Genomic DNA, 18,726 nt, shown 5'->3' on the forward strand with positions numbered 1-18,726 from the left:
CCGTCGACCCACGGCACTACGGCGCACCGGCCCGCCGACCCACCCGGTGGTGAGGGACCGCGCAGCCCGGAAGCTCAGGTGGAGAGGTCGACCTCTTCCCAGCCGGGCGGCTCGTCGTGGTACGGCCCGCGCAGCATCACCGCCCACTCCAACGCCCACCGGCGCTGGCCGATCGCGTTCGCGTCCACCAGGCCGGGTAGCCGGTGACCCGACTTCTCCACCTCCAGGTACGCCCAGTCCAGGCAGTAGTGCAGGTCGAGCAGCGCGGCGGCGTCCGCCGGGTGCTGGGGAGCGGCCAGGATGCGGGCCCGCCACTGGTCGAAGGTCTCCCCGCCGGCGAGGTACGGCATCCGCTCCACCAGCCGCTCGTCCACCGGTACGGTCGGGTCGAGTTGCTTGCTCAGGCCGAGCACCCAGGAGAGCGAGAAGAGCGCGTCGTGGTGCAGGACGAACGAGCGGTGGTCGCCCTTGCCGCCCATCACGAACTGCCACTCGGGCGGGGTGACCATGTCGACCAGGTGGGATTCGAGCAGCCAGCTCATCGCCGTCTGCGCCGGCATCCCGAAGCACCTGGCCAGGATCAGGTGCAACACCGCGATACGCGCCTCGATCTCCCCGGTGGGCCGCAGTTCGATCTCGTCGCCCGGCTCCCACACCAGGGGAAACTGGGCCGGCGGCAGGGGCAGGCCCAGCCGGGACAACTCGTCGAGGCTCGCCTCGCGGACCTCCCGGGGATCGGGGGCGGCTACCAGCACGGTCGGATTCCCTGTCTGCTCACGTCGGCGTCACCGCCGTTCGGTCCCCCTGGCCTGGGAGAATAGCGCTCCGTGTCGACCGGCACCATGCCGGCCGCCCGGTTTCGGCCGCACCAGTCTCCGACCGGCTCGGTCGTTCAGCCGATCCGCTCGATGACCAGCGGCGACGTCGACGGTGCGTGGGCGGCGACCCGGACCGCCCGGGCGGCCTCGGCCCGCGCCGCCGGCAGTCGGGTCGCGTCGTCGGCGCGCAGCTCGTACAGCGGGTCGCCGGCGCGCACCGGGTCGCCGGGGCGCTTGTGCAGCACCACCCCGGCGGCGGCGCTGACCGGGTCCTCCTTGCGGGCCCGACCGGCGCCGAGTCGCCACGCGGCCACCCCGACGGCGTACGCGTCGACCGACTCGACGAACCCGTCGGCCTCGGCGCGGACCACCTCCACCTCGTTGGCGGTCGGCATCGGGGCGTCCGGGTCACCACCCTGGGCACGGATCATCGAGCGCCAGGCGTCCATCGCCCGCCCGTCGCGCAGTGCGGCGGCCGGGTCGGCGTCGGGCAGCCCGGCCGCCTCGAGCATCTCCCGGGCCAGCGCCAGGGTCAGCTCCACCACGTCGGCCGGGCCACCGCCGGCCAGTACCTGCACCGACTCGGTCACCTCGACCGCGTTGCCGACGGTCAGGCCCAGCGGGGTGGACATGTCGGTGAGCAGGGCGACCGTCCGCACCCCGTGCGCGTCGCCGAGCGCCACCATGGTCCGGGCCAGCTCACGGGCGTCCGCCACGTTCTTCATGAACGCGCCGGAGCCGACCTTCACGTCGAGGACCAGCGCCCCGGTGCCCTCGGCGATCTTCTTGCTCATGATCGAACTGGCGATCAGCGGGATCGCCTCCACGGTGCCGGTGACGTCGCGTAGCGCGTACAGCTTGCGGTCGGCCGGGGCGAGCTGGTCGCCGGCCGCGCAGATGACCGCGCCGACGTCCCGCAGCTGGGTGATGAACTCGGCGTTGCTCAGCGCCGCCCGCCAGCCGGGGATCGACTCCAGCTTGTCCAGGGTGCCGCCGGTGTGCCCGAGCCCACGGCCGGAGAGCTGCGGCACGGCACCGCCGCAGGCGGCCACCAGCGGGGTGAGCGGCAGCGTGATCTTGTCACCGACCCCGCCGGTGGAGTGCTTGTCGACTGTCGGCCGGGCCACCGCCGAGAGGTCCAGCCGCTCCCCGCTGGCGATCATCGCGGCGGTCCACCTGGCGATCTCCGGCACCGTCATGCCGCGCAGCAGGATCGCCATGGCCAGCGCCGACATCTGCTCGTCGGCCACCGACCCCCGGGTGTACGCGTCGACCACCCAGTCGATCTGGCCGTCGCTCAGGACGCCCCCGTCCCGCTTGGCCCGGATGACGTCGACCGCGGTAAAAGCACTCACCGTTGAGTTCCCTCTGAAGTCGTTGCAGAAATCGGCGTGACCACCTGCCGGTCCCGGAGGCGGCCCCGCAGGTTCGGGAGGCGGCCCCGCAGGTTCGGGAGGCGGCCCCGCAGGTTCGGGAGGCGGCCCGGCGGGTTGGGGAGGCGGCCCGGCGGGTTCAGGAGGCGGCCCAGCGGGCCGGGATCTCCAGCGGCGGCTCGCCCTCGCCGGCCCAGAAGATGGTGCCCTCCGCGTCCACCACCACCACCCTGGGCGTACGGGCCAGCCCCCAGGTGATCGCCTCCGCCGGGTCACCCCAGCTCGGCCCCTCCTCCAGCACCCCGGGCCCGGTCTCGTCGGTGTCCCCCGCCGACCGCTCCCAGTACGCCGTCCAGACCTGCTGACCGGCGGAGAGGTCCGGGTGCACGAAGACGGTCCCCCGCCCCCGCCAGGCGGCCAACCGGTCCGGCACCACAGGTACCGGGGTCTCGCCGACGACCGCCTCGATGTCGGCCACGTCGAAGGCGTGCGGCAGCAGCTCCGCCATCCGCAGCGGGCCGGTCCTCGACTCGACAAGGCACTCCGGGCCGCCGTTCTCCCAGAGCAGTTGCCGGCACCGGCCGCACGGCATCAGTGGCTCGCCTGTCGCGTCGACGCAGGACATGGCGACCAGCCGCCCGCCACCGGTGGCGTGCAGGGCGGAGACGACCCCGCACTCGGCGCAGAGGGTCACCCCGTACCCGGCGTTCTCCACGTTGCAGCCGACCACCACCCGGCCGTCGTCGACCAGGGCCGCCGCGCCGACCGGGAACTTCGAGTACGGCACATAGGCGTGCCGCATCACCTCGGTGGCGGCGGCCCGCAGCCGCTCCCAGTCGATCTCGCTCATAGCCCTCATTCTGCCCAGGTCACCGGCTCGGATGCGCGAATGGTGCCGGCCGACGCGCGCCGCCCCCGCGCTGTTTCACCAGACCCGGCCCGGCTCGGCGAGGTCTCCCCCCACCGGACCGGGCCGGATCTCAGCCCTTGACGTACGGCTTGCCGTCGGCGGCGGGTGCCCGGACCCGGCCGACCAGCCCGGCCACCGCCAGGATGGTCGCCAGGTAGGGCAGCATCGCCAGGAACTGGTTGGGGATGCTGCTGCCGATCGCGCCGAGGTAGGTGGCGAGCTGGTCGGCGAAGCCGAAGAAGAGCGCGGCGAGCAGCGCGCCGGTCGGGCTCCACCGGCCGAAGATCAGCGCCGCCAGGGCGATGAAGCCCTTGCCGCCGATCATGTTCTTGGTGAAGCTGTAGAGCGCCAGGGTGTAGGACGCGCCACCGATGCCCGCCACCACCCCGGCCAGCAGCACGTTGCGGTAGCGCAGGCCCAGCACCTTGACCCCGAGGGTGTCGGCGGCGGTCGGGTGCTCGCCCACCGACCGGGTCCGCAGCCCCCACCGGGTACGGAACAGCGCGAGGTGGATGACGAGCACCAGCAGCAGGCCGAGGTAGAGGAAGATGTTGCCCCGGAACAGCGCCGGGCCGAGCAGCGGGATGTCTTTCAGCAACGGGATCTCCCAGTTGCCGAAGCGCGGCGCGCTGTTGTACTTCTCCGCGTCGGTCTGCATCAGCCGCTCGTAGAGGAAGCCGGTGACGCCGACCGCCAGCAGGTTGAGCACCACCCCCATGACGACCTGGTCGACGAGGTAGCGGATGGCGAAGACCGCCAGCAGCAGCGAGACGAGCGCGCCGCCGATCGCCGCCGCCACCAGGCCCACCCAGACGCTGCCGGAGAGGCTGCCGAAGAGCGCGCCGCTGAACGCACCCATCAGCAACTGCCCCTCGATGGCGACGTTGACCACACCGGACCGTTCGCAGAGCACCCCGGCCAGCGCGCCGAAGACCAGCGGCAGGGCCAGCACGAAGGTGCCCCGGACGATGTTGACCATCGGCATGAAGTTGCGGCCCTCGGGGGCGGCGGAGACCTGCCAGCACAGGAAGCTCAGCACGAAGCCGACCAGCCCGACGCCGAGGACCACTGTGAACCAGCGCTTCGGCACCCCGGCCAGCAGCGCGCCGCCGGCCGCGGCGGCGACGATCCCGAACAGGATCGCGCCGACCGTGCCGTGGATCTCCAACGCCGCGCCGCCCTCGGTCTCACTGAGGGTAAACCGGGCCTGCTGACCGGTGGCCAGCGCCCCGAACAGCACGGCGGCGAGCACGCCCAGCGCCAGCAGGACCGCGCCGGTCTTGCGTTGCCGGGTCCAGAAACCCTCGTCGACCGCGGCCACGGCGACGTCGGGAACAGCTGTGGTGGACATGCCTCACCAGCCCTTCGCGAGGCTCGTCTGCAACCGGGCGGCGCGGGCGGCCCGGAGCTGGAAGATCGCCTTCACCAGGGCCGGCGCGGCGATGAAGATGACGATTAGCGCCTGGAGCACGGTGACCAGCTCCAACGAGATCCCGGAGTACGACTGCATCCGGTTGCCGCCGGCCTGGAGCGCGCCGAACAGCAGCGCCGCCAGCAGCACCCCCCACGGCTTCACCCGGCCGAGCAGCGCCACCAGGATGCCGTCGAAGCCGATCTGCGCGATCACCAACGGGGTCAGCGCGTTCGCGGTGGAGCCGAGCACCATCTGACTGCCGCCGAGCCCGGCGAGCATGCCGGCGATCACCATCACCAGCACGTACGTCTTGGTGACGCTGATGCCGGCGGTCCGGGCCGCGTCCGGGTTGGCACCGACGGCCCGCAGCTCGAAGCCGAGCGTCGACCGGTTGAGCAGCCAGGCGATGGCCCAGGTGGCAAGCACCGCGAGCAGGATGCCGGCGTGCACCCGCAGGTTGTCGCCGAGCAGCCGGGGCAGCGCGGCAGAGGAGTCGACCGGCCGGCTGATCGCGTCCGCCCGGTCCGGGTTCTGCACCCCGTTCTGCACGATGACCCAGGACAGGAAGTAGACCGCGACGTAGTTGAGCATGATCGTGTTGATCACCTCGTGCGCGCCGGTGCGGGCCTTGAGGATGCCCGGGACGAAACCCCAGACCGCGCCACCGACCGCCCCGGCGATCAACGCGACGACCAGGTGCACCACCGGCGGCAGCGGCAACGCGAAGCCGGCCACGGCGGCCAGGATCACGCCCATCGTCGCCTGCCCCTGGGCACCGATGTTGAACAGGCCGCCCCGGAAGGCGAGCGCCACCGACAACCCGGTGAAGACCAACGGCGCGGTGTAGGTCAGGGTTTCCGAGATCGGGCTCAACGCGGCGGTGAAGCCGGACGCCTCCGGATCGAAGACCGCCCCCTTGAACAGGTTGGCGTACGCCTCGCTGACCACCGTCCAGCTCGCGTTCAGCGCGTCGGCCGGACGGGCCGTGATGTAGCCGTAGGTGGCCAGCACCTCCGGGTCCGACACGATGATCAGGACCGCGCCGACCAGCATCGCCAGCACCAGCGCGAGGACCGTGACGGTCACCGTGTTGGCGGCCCAGAGGTTGTCCAGGAAGAGCCGACCCAGCGAGGGCCGGGGCCCCGGGCCGGGCTGCTTGGGTGAGGTCATCGTGGCGCCCCGGTCGGCCTTGCCGGTCGCGGTCAGTTCCGCCTCGGTCGCCGGTTCCTTGTCCGGGGAGCCGGACACCGGGTTGGGGTTGCTCATGCCTCGTCCTCGTTACCAGGGCTCTCGGATGCCGGTGCCACGCCGCCGCCCGTACCGCCGGTCGCCTCGGCCGGGGCGGCAGCGCCACCCGCCGGAGCCGTTCCGGGCGCGGACGGAGTGGCCGCGTCACCGGTCGGGGCGGTCCCGGGCGCTGCCGAGGAGGCCGCGCCACCGGTCGGGGCGGCCCCGGGCGGGTCCGGGGTGATGCCGGCCATCAGCAGGCCGATCTCCTCGCGCGGGGTGTCCGGGCCGACGATGCCGATGATCCGGCCCCGGTACATCACCGCGATCCGGTCGGCGAGGCCGATCACCTCGTCCAACTCGCTGGAGACGACCAGGACCGCGGTGCCGACGTCCCGCTCGCGGATGACCCGGCTGTGGATGAACTCGATCGAACCGACGTCCACGCCCCGGGTGGGCTGGGCGGCGATGAAGAGCTTCAGCGGCCGGGACAGCTCCCGGGCCACGATGACCTTCTGCTGGTTGCCGCCGGAGAGGGTGCCCACCGCCGCGTCCGCCGAGGGGGTACGCACGTCGAACTGGGCGATCCGCTCCCGTGCGGAGGAGGCGATCGCGTCCGGCCGCAGCGCCAGGCCCTTGCCGAACGGCGGCCGGTCGTAGATGTCGAGGACCAGGTTCTCCGCGACGCTGAACTCCTTGACCAGGCCGTCGACGCTACGGTCCTCGGGCACGTAGCCGACCCCGGCACGGAGCACCTTCTTGGTGGACCAGCCGTGGATCGGCTCGCCGTCGAGGGTCACCGTGCCGGCGAGCGTCGGGCGCAGCCCCATGATCGCCTCGATCAGCTCGGTCTGCCCGTTGCCCTGCACACCCGCCACGCCCAACACCTCACCGGCGCGTACGGTCAGGTCGATGCCGTCCACCGCGCGGATCTGCCGGTCGTCGTCGACGACCAGGCCGGCGACCTCCAGGATCGGCCGGCCCGGGGTGGCGGGCTGCTTGTCCACGGTGAGCCGGACGTTGCGGCCGACCATCAGCGCGGCCAACTCGTCCCGGCTCGCCTCGGGGGAGGCGGTGCCGACGGTCCGGCCGCGCCGGATCACGGTGATCCGGTCGGCGATGGCCTTGACCTCGCCGAGCTTGTGGGTGATGAAGACGATCGACTTGCCGGCCGCCTTGAGCGACCGCATGACCGTGAGCAACTCCTCGGTCTCCTGCGGGGTGAGCACCGCGGTCGGCTCGTCCAGGATCAGCAGGTCGACGTCGCGGGTCAGCGCCTTGACGATCTCGACCCGCTGCTGGATGCCGACCGGCAGGTCCTCGATCACCGCATCCGGGTCGACCCGCAGGTTGTAGCGCGCGGAGACCTCGGCCACCTCGCGGCGGGCCCGCCGCCGGTCCAGGAAGCCGACGATGCCGCCCCGGACCTGCTCGGCACCGAGCATGATGTTCTCGGTCACGGTGAAGACCGGCACCAGCATGAAGTGCTGGTGCACCATGCCGATCCCGGCGGCGATCGCGTCGGAGGGGCCCTTCAGCTTCAGCGGCTGGCCGTCGACCAGGATCTCGCCCTCGTCGGGCTGGTAGAGCCCGTAGAGCACGTTCATCAGGGTCGACTTGCCGGCACCGTTCTCGCCGAGCAGGGCATGGATCTCTCCAGGCTCCACCGTCAGGTCGATGTGATCGTTGGCGACCAGATCACCGAACCGCTTGGTGATGCCGCGCAGTTCGAGTCTCAGCGCAACCTCCTGGAGTGCGAGCGATGGTGCAGCCTAGCTGCCGGTCGACCGGCCACCGGGGTGCCGGCCGACCGGTGCGCGGACCGGCCGCCCCGACGCCCGTGGGTTCCCCCACGTACGCCGGGACGGCCGGTCGTCATGCCTGGTGCCCGCCGGCCGCCGCTGCCGATGATCCCATCGCGGCGGCCGACGCGGCGGTCACTTGGTCGGCTGGGCCTTCGAGGTGACAGTGATGGTGCCGGCGGCGATGTCCGCCTTGAGCTTGTCGACCTCGGCCTTGAGGTCCGCCGGGACCTTGCTGTCGAAGTCGTGGTACGGGGCGATCGAGACACCGTTGTTGGCCAGGTTGCCGACGAAGCCCGGGGTGGCGGCGAGCTTCTCGCCACCGGCGGCCTTGAGCACGGCGTCCTTGACGGCGTCGGGGATGTTCTTGACCACGGTGGTCAGCAGCGCCGCGCAGTCCGGGGTGCTCTCGCAGCCGTCGACGTCGACCCAGACGACCGAGTACTTGCCGCCCGAGGCCTTCGCCGCGGCGGTGGTGCCGAGGCCCGCGCCACCGGCGACCGGCATGACGATGTCGGCGCCCTGGGCGACCAGCGCGTCGGAGACCTTCTTGCCCTCGTCCTGCTTGGCGAAGTCGTTGGTGAAGGAACCCTTCTGGGTCGCCTTGTCCCAGCCCAGCACCTGGACGTTCTTGCTCTTGGCCTTGTTGTAGTACGCCACGCCGTCGGCGAAGCCGTCCATGAAGATGGTCACCGGCGGGATCGGCAGGCCACCGTAGGTGCCGACCTTGCCGCTCTTGCTCATCCCGGCGGCAAGGTAGCCGGCCTGGAAGGCGGCCTGGGCGGTGTCGAACTGCATCGGGTAGACGTTCGCCGTGGCCGGGTTCGCGTCCACGATGCCGAACTGCTGGTTCGGGTTGGCGGCGGCGATCTTCTTGGTGGCGTCCGACATCAGGCCACCGACGGCCAGGATGAAGTCGCACTTCTGGTTGACGTACCCGGTCAGGTTGACCTCGTAGTCCGCCTCGGCCTTCGACGCGACGTACTTGATGTCGATCTTGTCGTTGGCCTTCTTGGCCTCCTCCAGGCCCTTCCAGGCGGAGGTGTTGAACGACTTGTCGTCGATGCCACCGACGTCGGTCACCATGCAGGCGCTGTACTTCTTGTCGCCGCTGCCACCGGCGTTGTTGTCGTCGTCCGGCGCCTCACCACACGCGGCGGCACCCAGCACGAGCCCACCCGCCGCGATGGCAGAGGCGATCCGCATCCCACGCACAGAGCGCAAGACGTCTCCTTCCATTGCACACCGCCTCGTGCGGTGGCAGCCCTTGAACCGACAGGCGTTGTGCCGCCGGCATCCCACGTTACGGACGGGAGCGTAGCCCCACGCCCACCCACCGGCCGCCAATCGTGCACGACTGTTGAACGCTCGTTATCCCGGCGTAACCCGGGGGTGGGGCACATCACTCAGCGTGCCAGCGCTGACCGGCCCGGTGTCGCGAACGCCCGTTTCCCGGTGCCCCCCGCCGGCCTCGGCCGACTACCGCCAGAACACCGCCACTGCGGCCGTGACCAGGGTCAACCCGATGATCGCCAGGAAGTGGCCACGGGCCACCTGCGCCCGCTTACGGGAGAAGAAGACCATGACGAAGATGAGCAGTGCCAGCACCAACTTGGTAACAAGCTTGGCGGGTGCCGGCTCGTCGCCGTCGCGCAGCGGCGCGGAGAGGCCCAGGCCGGTCAGCAACTGGATCACCGAGCCCCAGAGCATGGCCTGGTTGACCCGCAGCCGACCGCTGACGTACTGGGCGACCGCACCGCCGAGCAGCAGCGCGAACCCGATCAGATGGACATAGAGAAGGATCAGTCGAAGAGCTTCCACGCCGGCCATCCTCCCCCATCAACGACACTTTGTAGTAGGTGGCCCACCGGCTGAGTTCAATCCGTGATCTCCCCCGTTCACCGCACACCCCTGCCCCCAGGACCGCACTCGCCACCCCGCCAGGACCGCACTCCCGGTCCGGCCCAAGCCCCTACCCCAGTACTCCTCGGCAAAGGACCGGGCGGGCCGGAACCCTCCAGACCGCACCGGTGATCAAGAGGTTTCCGTCATGTCGGACCGCTCTCATGACGCAAAGCTCTTGATCAACCCCGACGGCGGGGTGGGGGGTGGGGGGTGGGGGGGGGGGGGTGGGGGGTGGGGGGTGGGGGGTGGGGGGTGGGGGGTGGGGGTTAGAGGTGCCAGGTCTGGAAGGTGGGGCCGTCGGCGGGGAGGGTGATCAGGCCGTCGACGGTGGGGCGCAGGGCCGGAGCGCCACCGTAGGCGTTCTCCCCGGCCGGACGGGACGCGGCGCTTCCCCCGAACGGCAGGCCGGCCAGCCGGACCGGCGATCCGGCAGCCCTGCGCGCCAGCACCAGCACCGCGCCGCTCGTCGCCTCGCGTAGGAAGACGAGCGTGTCGGCGTCCGCGTACACCCACCGCAGCCCGCCGTGCCGCAGCGCCGGGGTGTCCCGACGCAGCGCCAGCAGCGCCCGGTACGCGGCGAACGTGCCGGCGTCGCGCCGCTCAGGCCTGTCCCACGGCATCGGGGTACGCGAACCCTCACCGTTGCTGCCGGTCAGCCCCCACTCGTCCCCGGCGAAGACCACCGGCGTGCCGGGCATGGTGGCGAGCAGCCCGGCGGCCACCTCCTGCCGGGCGGCGTCCCCGACCACTGTGCGGATCCGGGCCGAGTCGTGCGAGCCGAGCAACTGCCACGAGTGGATGTACGACCGCCAGGAGACCAGCGACCGGAAGCTGTTCATGGTGGCGAGCACCGCGTGGGCGTCCCGCCGTCGCACGCCGCCCGGCGTCCCGAGGAAGTTAGGCACCGTGTCGCCACCGCGCGCCGGCCGGGGTGCGGAGACGTCCCGGGGCGCGGCGGCCGGCAGGTGCATGGGGTTCTCGTGGCGGAGCCAGGACCAGACCGGATCGGTGAAGCCGACGTAGTTCATCGTGCCGTGCCAGCCGTCGGAGTCCAGGTCGCCGGTGTGGTCGTGGCCGTGCTCGGCGAGCAGCAGCCCGTCGGCCCGGGACTGCGCGACCACCTCCCGCAGCAGCCGCGCCACCTCGTGGGTGTACGCGTCAGCGCCGCGCCGGCCGGTCATGTTGGCCACGTCGACCCGCCAGCCGTCCAGCCCGTACGGCGGACGCAGCCAGCGGCGCAGCAGCGAGTCCGGATCGGTGGCGAACCGGCGCCGCAGTTCGGCGCTGCCCCAGTTGAGCTTGGGCAGCGACCGCACCCCGTTCCACGACTCGTACGTCACCTCTCCGTCGCCGGCGGCCGCGTCGAAGTAGTACAGCTCCCGCTCGGGGGCGTGGACGTCGGCCAGGGCCCGGGTGAACCACTCGTGCGCGTCGCCGGTGTGGTTGCTGGTGATGTCGCCGAGCAGCCGCCAGCCCCTGGCGCGTACGGCGTCGGCGAGCCGGACCAGCGCCGCGTCCCCGCCGAGCAGCGGGTCCACCGTGTCGAAGCTGGCCGCGTCGTACCGGTGGTTGGAGCGGCCCGGGAAGATCGGCGTCAGGTAGACGGTGTTGACGCCGAGCCGGTCCAGGTGGTCCAGCCGTTCGGTGATGCCGTCCAGGTCGCCCCCGTAGAACTGGCGTGGGGTCTGCGGGCCGCGCCCGATCACCGGGGTGTCCCAGTCGCACGGGATCGCCCAGTCGGGCGGGGTACGGCCGGCGGCGGCGGCGGACCGGGCGAACCGGTCGGGGAAGATCTGGTAGACCAGCGCGTCCCGTGCCCAGGCGGGTGGCGGGGCGTGGCTGACCAGCTTGAAGTCGCCGTGGTCGGGCACGTCGTGGTCGACCAGGCCGGCGGCGTTGAGCCAGCGGTAACCGGTAGTCCCGGTGAGCATGAACCGGTAGTTGCTGACCGGGTTGCGGACCTCGACGTCGGCCCGCCACCACACGTCGTGGCCGTCCCGGCGGTCGACGGTGGCCTCGACGAAGCGCGGTTCACCGTCCCCGGTGGTCCGGACGTGCACCTGCCGGACGTCGGTGCCCTCGGGCGCCCTGACGAAGACCGGCACCCGCTGCCCGAGGGTGGGTTCCTGCTCGGGCACGTACAGCGCCGAGCCGTCGTGGTGCGGCGACAGGGACATCATGCGACCTTCCGCTTATCCCTTGACGGCGCCGGCGGTGAGGCCGGAGACGATGTATCGCTGGAGTAGCTGGAAGACCAGCACGGTGGGGATCGCGGTGAGCAGGGTGCCCGCCGCGAAGATGCCGAAGTTGTTGTTCCGCTCCCCCGCCACCAGGCCGAACATGCCGACCGCGAGGGTCTTGGATCCGGTGTCGGTGAGGAACACGTTGGCGATCATGAACTCGTTGATCGTGCCGATGAACGACAGCAGCGCGGTCACCGCCAGGATCGGTGCCACCAGCGGCAGCATGATCCGGAAGAAGACCTGGGCGTGGCTGGCACCGTCCATGGTGGCCGACTCGTCCAGTTCCCGGGGCAGGGTGTCGAAGAACCCCTTCATCAGCCAGGTGTTCATGCCCAGCGCGCCGCCCATGTAGAGCAGGAGCAGGCCCCACGGGGTGTTGAAGCCGATCGCCGGCCACAGGTCGGTGACCCGGGTGAAGATCAGGAAGATCGCCACGATCGCCAGGAACTGCGGGAACATCTGGATCAGCAGCAGGGTCAGCAGCCCGAACCGCCGGCCGCTGAAGCGCATCCGGGAGAACGCGTACGCCGCCAGCGAGGACAGGAAGATCGACACGAGGCTCGCCCCGCCCGCGATGAGCAGCGAGTTGAGGAACCAGTGGCCGAACTCGGTCCGCGCGAACAGGTTGCCGAAGTTCGTAAGCGACGCCCCGGTCGGCAGCAGTTGGGTCGACGAGAGGGTGCCGAGCGGGTTGAGCGCGGCGGAGAGCACGAACAGGATCGGGAAGAGGCTGAACGCCACCGCCAGCACGCCGACGAGGTGCCGCCAACCGACCTGGGTGAACCACCGGCTCCCGCGCCGGCCGGCGGCGTTCGGGTGGGTCGTCACGAGTAGACCTCCTCCTGCTGGCGGGTACGCCGGAAGCTGATCGCCGAGACCGTGGCCACGATCGCGAAGATGAAGATCGACACTGCGGCGGCCAGGCCGAACTCGGCGCCCTGCGCGCCGAAGGCCAGCCGGTAGGTGTACGTGATCAGCAGGTCGGTGGCCCCGTTGGTCGGGTTGTCCGGCGCGAACGGGCCGCCCTCGGTGGTGAACCAGATCGCGTTGATGTTGTTGAAGTTGAACGCGAACGACGCGATCAGCAGCGGCGAGAGCGCCACCAGCAGCAGCGGCAGGGTGACCGCCCGGAACGACTGGAACGGCGACGCGCCGTCGACCGAGGTGGCCTCGGTCAGCTCCCTCGGGATGGCCTGGAGCGCACCGGTGGCCACCAGGAACATGTACGGGTACCCCAGCCAGAGCTGCACCAGCAGCACCGCGAGCCGGGCCGACCAGGCCTCGCCGAACCAGTCGACGCCGAGGCCGAACAGGTTGTTGATCAGGCCGAAGTCGGTGTTGAACATGTCCCGCCAGACCAGCAGCATCGCGAACGACGGCATGGCGTACGGCAGGATCAGGAAGACCCGGTAGAGGTTGGTACCCCGCATCCGGGGCGAGTGCAGGGCCAGCGCGATCGCCATGCCGAGTCCGAAGGTGAACCCGGTGGAGCCGATCGCGAAGGCGAAGTTCCACAGCAGGGTGCCGAAGAACGGGCCGGAGATGTTCGGGTCGGTGAGCACCCGGGCGAAGTTCTTCAGCCCGACGCCGACCTGCCAACCCTGGGCGAGCCGCTCGCCGTCGGCGGCGACGAAGGCGCCGGCCGTCCCGTCGGCGGTCCAGGTCCGGCCGGTCTCGCTGTCGGTGATGCAGTCACACCTCTTGTCGTACGCCCGGATGGCCTTGCCCTCGTAGGCGCGGGACAGGCCGGTGGAGCGCAGCGCGCCCCCCGGGGTCGGCACGACCAGGTCGGTGATCTCCTGGCTGCGGACGCTGGCCTGGCCGACGTTCAGCACGGTGTAACCCTCGGCGGCGGTGACCTTGCCGCCCGGGGTGACTGTCACGTCGGTGGCGGCGAGCGGGCGCAGCCCGTCGGCGTCCCCGGCGGAGACCGTGCCGGTCGAGGGGTCGGTGACCAGGAAGACCAACGGCCCGGTGGCCGGGTCGCCCGTGGTGGCGATGGTGAGGGCGTACTCGGTGGAGCCGGGCACCTGCTTGACCGAGGAGCTCTGGATGGCGACGATCGCGTCGTCCTTGGAGCCCCGGTGGCCGTCGCCGAAGTTGGTGAATGCGGTGCTCGCGGTGTAGAGCACCGGGAAGACCTGGAAGGCGATCAGGAAGATCGTGCCTGGCACCAGGTACTTGGCCGGGATGTGCCGGCGGGTGAGGTAGAGGTAACCCAGGCCGACGGTGGTGACCACCAGGACGGCCAGTCCGACCCAGAGCCTGGCGGCGATGAGCGGGAACGCCGCCCAGATCGCGATCCCGGCCACCAGGCCGAGCAGGACCACCTTGACGACGAGGCCGGTCGCGGTGATCGGCGCGTGGCTACGCGCGGTACGGGTCGTGTCCGGGGGCCCGCCGGGGACGGGCCCCCCGGCCCGGGGCCTGCTGGGCAGACCCCGGGCCGGACGGCATGCTCATTACTTGATCTGACCCGAGATCGTCTTGCCGGCGGCGGTGACGGTCTTCGCCGGGTCGGCACCACCGATGACGGCGGCCTCCGCCTTGCCGAACGGGTCCCAGATCGCGGCCATCGCCGGGATCGCCGGGAGCACCTGGCCGTCCTTACCCGCCTCGGAGAACTTGGCCAGGTCCGGGTCGGTGCCCTTGACCTGGTCGAACGCGGCGGTCAGCGCCGGCGGGCGCGGTTCGGCCTGGTAGAGCGCCACCGCCAACTCCGGCGTGGTGACGTAGTTGGTGACGAACTCCTGGGCCAGCGCCTTGTTCTTGCCCTTGGCGGCGACGTAGAACGCCTGGACGCCCACGAACGGCTGGGCCTGCTTGCCACCGGCGAAGCCGGGGACCGGGGAGATGTCGTACGCGATGTTGGCCTTCTTGGCGTCGGCCACGGCCCACGGGCCGGAGACCAGGAAGGCGCACTTCTTGCCGGTGAAGGTGGAGATGGCGTTCTCCGGGGTGATGGAGCGCTTCAGCGCGCCGTCGCCCTTCTCCCCGAGCTTGCCGATCTTCTTGAACGCCTCGATCGACTCCGGCTTGCCCACGCCGAGGTCCTTCGGGTCGTAGTCACCGTTGGCGGCGGTGCCGAACAGGTAACCGCCGGCCGAGGTGTACAGCGGGTAGATGTGGTACGCGTCGCCGTTCTGGCCGGACTGGAGGCAGAGGATCTCGCTGGCCTTCTTCTCGGCCTTGAGCTTCCTGCCGGTGGCGACCAGGTCCTCGATCGTCTTCGGCGCCTCGGGGGCCAGCGCGGTGTTGCGGATCAGCGCGATGTTCTCGGTGGCGTAGGGGACGCCGTAGAGCTGACCGTTGAAGGTAACCGCCTTGATCGCGGTCTCGTTGAAGCTGGACTTCTGCGCGGCGGCGAGCTGCACCGGGTCGATGGCGCCGTTCTGGACCAGGTTGCCGATCCAGTCGTGCGCGCCGACCACGACGTCCGGGCCACTGCCCTGCTGGGAGGCGGTGACGAAGTTCGTCTGGAGGTCCTTGGAGACGGCCTGCACCTCGACGGTGATCCCGTTCTCCTGGCCGAACTTCTCGGCGAACGGCTTGAGCGCCGCGGTCCGCTTGTCGTCCGCCCAGATGACGAGCTTGCCGCCCGCGGCCTGGGAGGTCGCCTTGGCGGCCGGTTCGTCGTTGCTGTTGTCGCCGCCGCAGCCCGACGCGGCGAGCGCCAGGCCGAGAACGGTGACCACACCCGCGGTACGGATGCGCATCGGTACTCCTGTCGTCATGGCGAACCGCCGGGGGAGGGGCGATTCGCCGTGGGAAACCCTGAAAAGTTCTTGCCAACGGGCGCCGGAACGGCCGCGCCCCTGCTCTCGTGTGTTGCCGGGACGTTAGCAAGAGGTTGCAGGATATGGAAGGCCTTGCAGAAACGTACGCAAGAACTTGCCCTTGGGCTAAAGTTCCGCCATGCGCGCTCGACTGTCCGACATCGCCCAACAGGCCGAAGTCAGCGAGGCCACGGTGTCGCGGGTGCTCAACGACCGCCCCGGCGTGGCCCCCGAGACCCGGCAGGCCGTCCTGACCGCCCTCGACGTGCTCGGCTACGAGCGCCCCGCCCGGCTGCGCAAGCGCAGCGCCGGGCTGGTCGGCCTGGTGGTGCCGGAGCTGGACAATCCGATCTTCCCGGCGTTCGCCCAGGTGATCGAGTCGACCCTGGCGCAGAGCGGGTTCACCCCGGTGCTGTGCACCCAGACCCCGGGCGGGGTCACCGAGGACGAGTACGTGGAGATGCTGCTCGACAGGCAGGTCTCCGGCATCGTCTTCGTCTCCGGCCTGCACGCCGACACGGCGGCCAACCACGACCGGTACCGCGCGCTGATCGCCCGGCCGCTGCCGGTCGTCATGATCAACGGGTACGCCCCGGGTATCGCCGCGCCCTTCGTCTCCTGCGACGACGGAGAGGCCACCGAACTGGCCGTGGCGCACCTGGTCGCGCTCGGGCACCGGCAGATCGGCCTGATCACGGGGCCGGACCGGTTCGTGCCGGTGCAGCGCCGGGTGGCCGGCTTCCGGGCCGCGATGACCCGGCTCGGCGCCACCGGAAGCGAGCTGGACGCACTCGCCGAGCTCTCCCTGTTCGGCGTCGAGGGCGGCGAGGCAGCCGCCGGCCGCCTGATCGAGCGCGGGGTCACCGGGATCGTCTGCGGCTCCGACCTGATGGCGCTGGGCGCGGTCCGGGCCGCCCGCCAGCGTGGTCTGTCAGTCCCCGGCGAGCTGTCGGTGGTCGGCTACGACGACTCCCCGCTGATGGCCTTCACCGACCCACCGTTGACCACCATGCGGCAGCCGGTGGCCGCGATGGCGGTGGCCGCGGTCCGGGCCCTGGTCGACGAGATCAACGGGCACGCCGCCCCGCACTCGGAATACCTGTTCCGCCCCGAGCTGGTGGTCCGCGGGTCGACCGCGGTGGTGCGGCAGGCGACCCCCGCCCGGCAACGCCCGGTGCCTCCCGCGCTCGCCGTCCCCGCCTGACAGCGGGGACGTGGGAGCGGGGTCGCCCGGGTCCGGCCGCACCGGTTTCTCGACCCGGCAGCGGCCGACCCAGCGGGGGGCAGGACAGGTCGACCTCCCGGCTGCTGGGACAGCCAGGAACTCCGTCCCTGCCCGGCGGCAGGTGACGGACGTCATTTCTTGCGCAAGCGATGCTTGACTCTTGCAGCATTCGGCCGGCATTCTCTCAGCACCCGCGTCCGTCATCACCGCCGTGCGGGTACCACCGTCCCGCCACAGAACGGGGATCCGCACCGATGACCGCCGCCACCCACCCCACGCCGCTGACCTCCGACGACGACTGGTGGCGTGCCGCGGTCGTCTACCAGGTGTACGTCCGCAGCTTCGCGGACTCCGACGGCGACGGCGTCGGTGACCTCGGGGGCATCCGGCATCGGCTGCCCTACCTGCGTGATCTCGGCGTGGACGCGCTCTGGCTGACCCCGTTCTACACCTCGCCGCAGGTCGACGCCGGCTACGACGTGGCCGACTACCGGGACGTCGACCCGCTCTTCGGCGACCTGGCCGACTTCGACGCCATGATCACCGACGCGCACGCGCTCGGCCTGCGGATCATCGTGGACCTGGTGCCGAACCACACCTCCAGCGCGCACCCGTGGTTCACCGCCGCCCTCGCCGCCGCCCCCGGCTCCCCGGAGCGGGCGCGTTACCTCTTCGCCGACGGCCAGGGCGCACACGGCGAGCTGCCGCCGAACGACTGGGAGAGTATCTTCGGCGGCCCCGCCTGGACCCGGCTGCCCGACGGCCAGTGGTACCTGCACCTGTTCGACCCGGCGCAGCCGGACCTGAACTGGCGGCACCCCGAGGTGCGCGCCGAGTTCATCGACGTGCTCCGCTTCTGGCTCGACCGGGGCGTCGACGGGTTCCGGATCGACGTCGCGCACGGCATGATCAAGGCCGAGGGGCTGCCGGACGTCGGCTTCAGCTCGATGACCACCGGCCGGCGTCAGTCGGAGCTGCTCGGCAAGGGTCGGCTGCCCTACTTCGACCAGGACGAGGTGCACGACATCTACCGCGCCTGGCGGCCGATCCTGGACAGCTACCCCGGCGGTCGGATGGCGGTCGCCGAGGCGTGGGCGGAGACCCCGCAGCGGCTGGCCCGCTACATCGGCCCGGACGAGCTGCACCAGGCGTTCAGCTTCGACTTCCTCGACGCCACCTGGTCGGCCGACTCGTTCCGCAAGGTGATCGACACCGCGCTGGCCGAGTCGACGATCGTCGGCGCGCCGACCACCTGGGTGCTGTCCAACCACGACCGGCAGCGGCACGTCACCCGGTACGGCGACGGCGAGGTCGGCCTGCGCCGGGCCCGCGCCGCCGCCCTGCTGATGCTGGCGCTGCCCGGCTCCACCTACCTCTACCAGGGCGAGGAGCTGGGCCTGCCGGAGGTGCTGGACCTGCCCGACGCGCTCCGCCAGGACCCGGCGTTCCTGCGGACCGGGGAGAGCCGTGACGGGTGCCGGGTGCCGATCCCGTGGAGCGGCGAGCTGGCCCCGTACGGCTTCGGTCCGGAGGGCGGCGCGCTGAGCTGGCTGCCGGCCCCGACGACCTGGCGGGCCCTCTCGGTGGCCGCCCAGACCGGGACGCCCGGCTCGACGCTGGAGCTGTACCGGGCCGCCCTGCGGATCCGGCACGAGCACCCCGCGCTGGCCGCCAGCGCCGGCCCGGTGGTCTGGCGGGAGACCGGGCCCGGCGTGCTGGCGTTCAGCCGCTCCGCCGACGACGCCGTGCTGACCTGCGTGGTCAACCTCAGCGGCGCCCCTGTTCGGATCGACGGGTACGGCCAGCCGGTGGTGGCCAGCGCAGACCTCACCGCGCAGGACGCCGGACACGTCCTGCCGGTCGACGCCGCCGCGTGGTTCACCTGGCGTTGAGCCGGGTAACCCGCCATTGACCTGGTCGTCCGTTGTGCCCCGCGCCGACGGGCGGCTGGGCTGCCGGCCCCTTGTGGTGGGGGGTGAGGTGGCACCGGCGTCCCGGGGAGTCCGCTCCCCGGGACGCCGGAGCTCCATCGC

14 protein-coding genes are annotated in these 18,726 nt (G+C 71.4%); 2 read left to right on the forward strand and 12 right to left on the reverse strand.

Translation table 11 applies throughout. The annotated features are described in order from the left end of the window. Positions 1-74: 74 nt before the first annotated feature. From OHQ87_RS20735 to OHQ87_RS20790, 12 genes are all read right to left on the reverse strand, one after another. Positions 75-755: a DUF4272 domain-containing protein gene (locus OHQ87_RS20735; protein ID WP_328340258.1), complete on the reverse strand. Its 681-nt coding sequence runs from the start codon at positions 753-755 to the stop codon at positions 75-77. Positions 756-892: 137 nt separating this feature from the next. Next, the gene (locus OHQ87_RS20740; protein WP_328340260.1) at positions 893-2,173 is read right to left on the reverse strand and encodes a thymidine phosphorylase; all 1,281 of its coding nucleotides are present in this window, start codon (positions 2,171-2,173) and stop codon (positions 893-895) included. A 157-nt stretch (positions 2,174-2,330) separates the two neighbouring features. Next, a complete protein-coding gene (locus tag OHQ87_RS20745; protein WP_442930577.1) occupies positions 2,331-3,050 on the reverse strand; it encodes a cytidine deaminase in 720 nt (239 codons plus the stop codon). A gap of 121 nt (positions 3,051-3,171) precedes the next feature. Beyond that, on the reverse strand, positions 3,172-4,452 hold the full coding sequence (locus OHQ87_RS20750) for an ABC transporter permease (protein WP_328340266.1): 1,281 nt from the start codon (positions 4,450-4,452) through the stop codon (positions 3,172-3,174). A 3-nt stretch (positions 4,453-4,455) separates the two neighbouring features. After that, positions 4,456-5,781 carry an ABC transporter permease gene (locus OHQ87_RS20755; RefSeq protein ID WP_328340268.1) on the reverse strand — a complete coding sequence of 442 codons (1,326 nt, stop codon included), beginning with the start codon at positions 5,779-5,781 and terminating at the stop codon, positions 4,456-4,458. Then, positions 5,778-7,481: an ABC transporter ATP-binding protein gene (locus OHQ87_RS20760; protein ID WP_328348931.1), complete on the reverse strand. Its 1,704-nt coding sequence runs from the start codon at positions 7,479-7,481 to the stop codon at positions 5,778-5,780. The genes OHQ87_RS20755 and OHQ87_RS20760 overlap by 4 nt, the downstream gene beginning before the upstream one ends. Before the next feature lie 198 nt (positions 7,482-7,679). Further along, complete coding sequence (locus OHQ87_RS20765) at positions 7,680-8,750, reverse strand: BMP family lipoprotein (protein WP_328348932.1); 1,071 nt, start codon at positions 8,748-8,750, stop codon at positions 7,680-7,682. 273 nt (positions 8,751-9,023) lie between these two features. Next, positions 9,024-9,365 carry a hypothetical protein gene (locus OHQ87_RS20770; protein ID WP_328340270.1) on the reverse strand — a complete coding sequence of 114 codons (342 nt, stop codon included), beginning with the start codon at positions 9,363-9,365 and terminating at the stop codon, positions 9,024-9,026. Positions 9,366-9,715: 350 nt separating this feature from the next. Further along, entirely contained in the window at positions 9,716-11,626 is a 1,911-nt protein-coding gene (locus OHQ87_RS20775; RefSeq protein ID WP_328340272.1) for a glycoside hydrolase family 13 protein, read from the reverse strand. Positions 11,627-11,641: 15 nt separating this feature from the next. Then, the gene (locus OHQ87_RS20780; protein ID WP_328340274.1) at positions 11,642-12,520 is read right to left on the reverse strand and encodes a sugar ABC transporter permease; all 879 of its coding nucleotides are present in this window, start codon (positions 12,518-12,520) and stop codon (positions 11,642-11,644) included. Continuing rightward, the gene (locus tag OHQ87_RS20785; protein WP_442930578.1) at positions 12,517-14,022 is read right to left on the reverse strand and encodes an ABC transporter permease subunit; all 1,506 of its coding nucleotides are present in this window, start codon (positions 14,020-14,022) and stop codon (positions 12,517-12,519) included. The genes OHQ87_RS20780 and OHQ87_RS20785 overlap by 4 nt, the downstream gene beginning before the upstream one ends. A gap of 132 nt (positions 14,023-14,154) precedes the next feature. Continuing rightward, positions 14,155-15,408 carry a sugar ABC transporter substrate-binding protein gene (locus OHQ87_RS20790; RefSeq protein WP_328340276.1) on the reverse strand — a complete coding sequence of 418 codons (1,254 nt, stop codon included), beginning with the start codon at positions 15,406-15,408 and terminating at the stop codon, positions 14,155-14,157. A 199-nt stretch (positions 15,409-15,607) separates the two neighbouring features. On the opposite strand from OHQ87_RS20790, the gene OHQ87_RS20795 reads away from it, so the two are divergent. Together OHQ87_RS20795 and OHQ87_RS20800 are read left to right on the forward strand one after the other, a co-directional pair. Then, positions 15,608-16,672, forward strand: a complete 1,065-nt coding sequence (locus OHQ87_RS20795; protein WP_328340278.1) for a LacI family DNA-binding transcriptional regulator — start codon at positions 15,608-15,610, stop codon at positions 16,670-16,672. 275 nt (positions 16,673-16,947) lie between these two features. After that, on the forward strand, positions 16,948-18,585 hold the full coding sequence (locus tag OHQ87_RS20800; protein ID WP_328340279.1) for a glycoside hydrolase family 13 protein: 1,638 nt from the start codon (positions 16,948-16,950) through the stop codon (positions 18,583-18,585). The last annotated feature ends 141 nt before the right edge of the window (positions 18,586-18,726 follow it).

Origin of the sequence: Micromonospora sp. NBC_00421 (genome assembly GCF_036017915.1) — a bacterium.
Taxonomy (GTDB): Bacteria; Actinomycetota; Actinomycetes; order Mycobacteriales; family Micromonosporaceae; genus Micromonospora.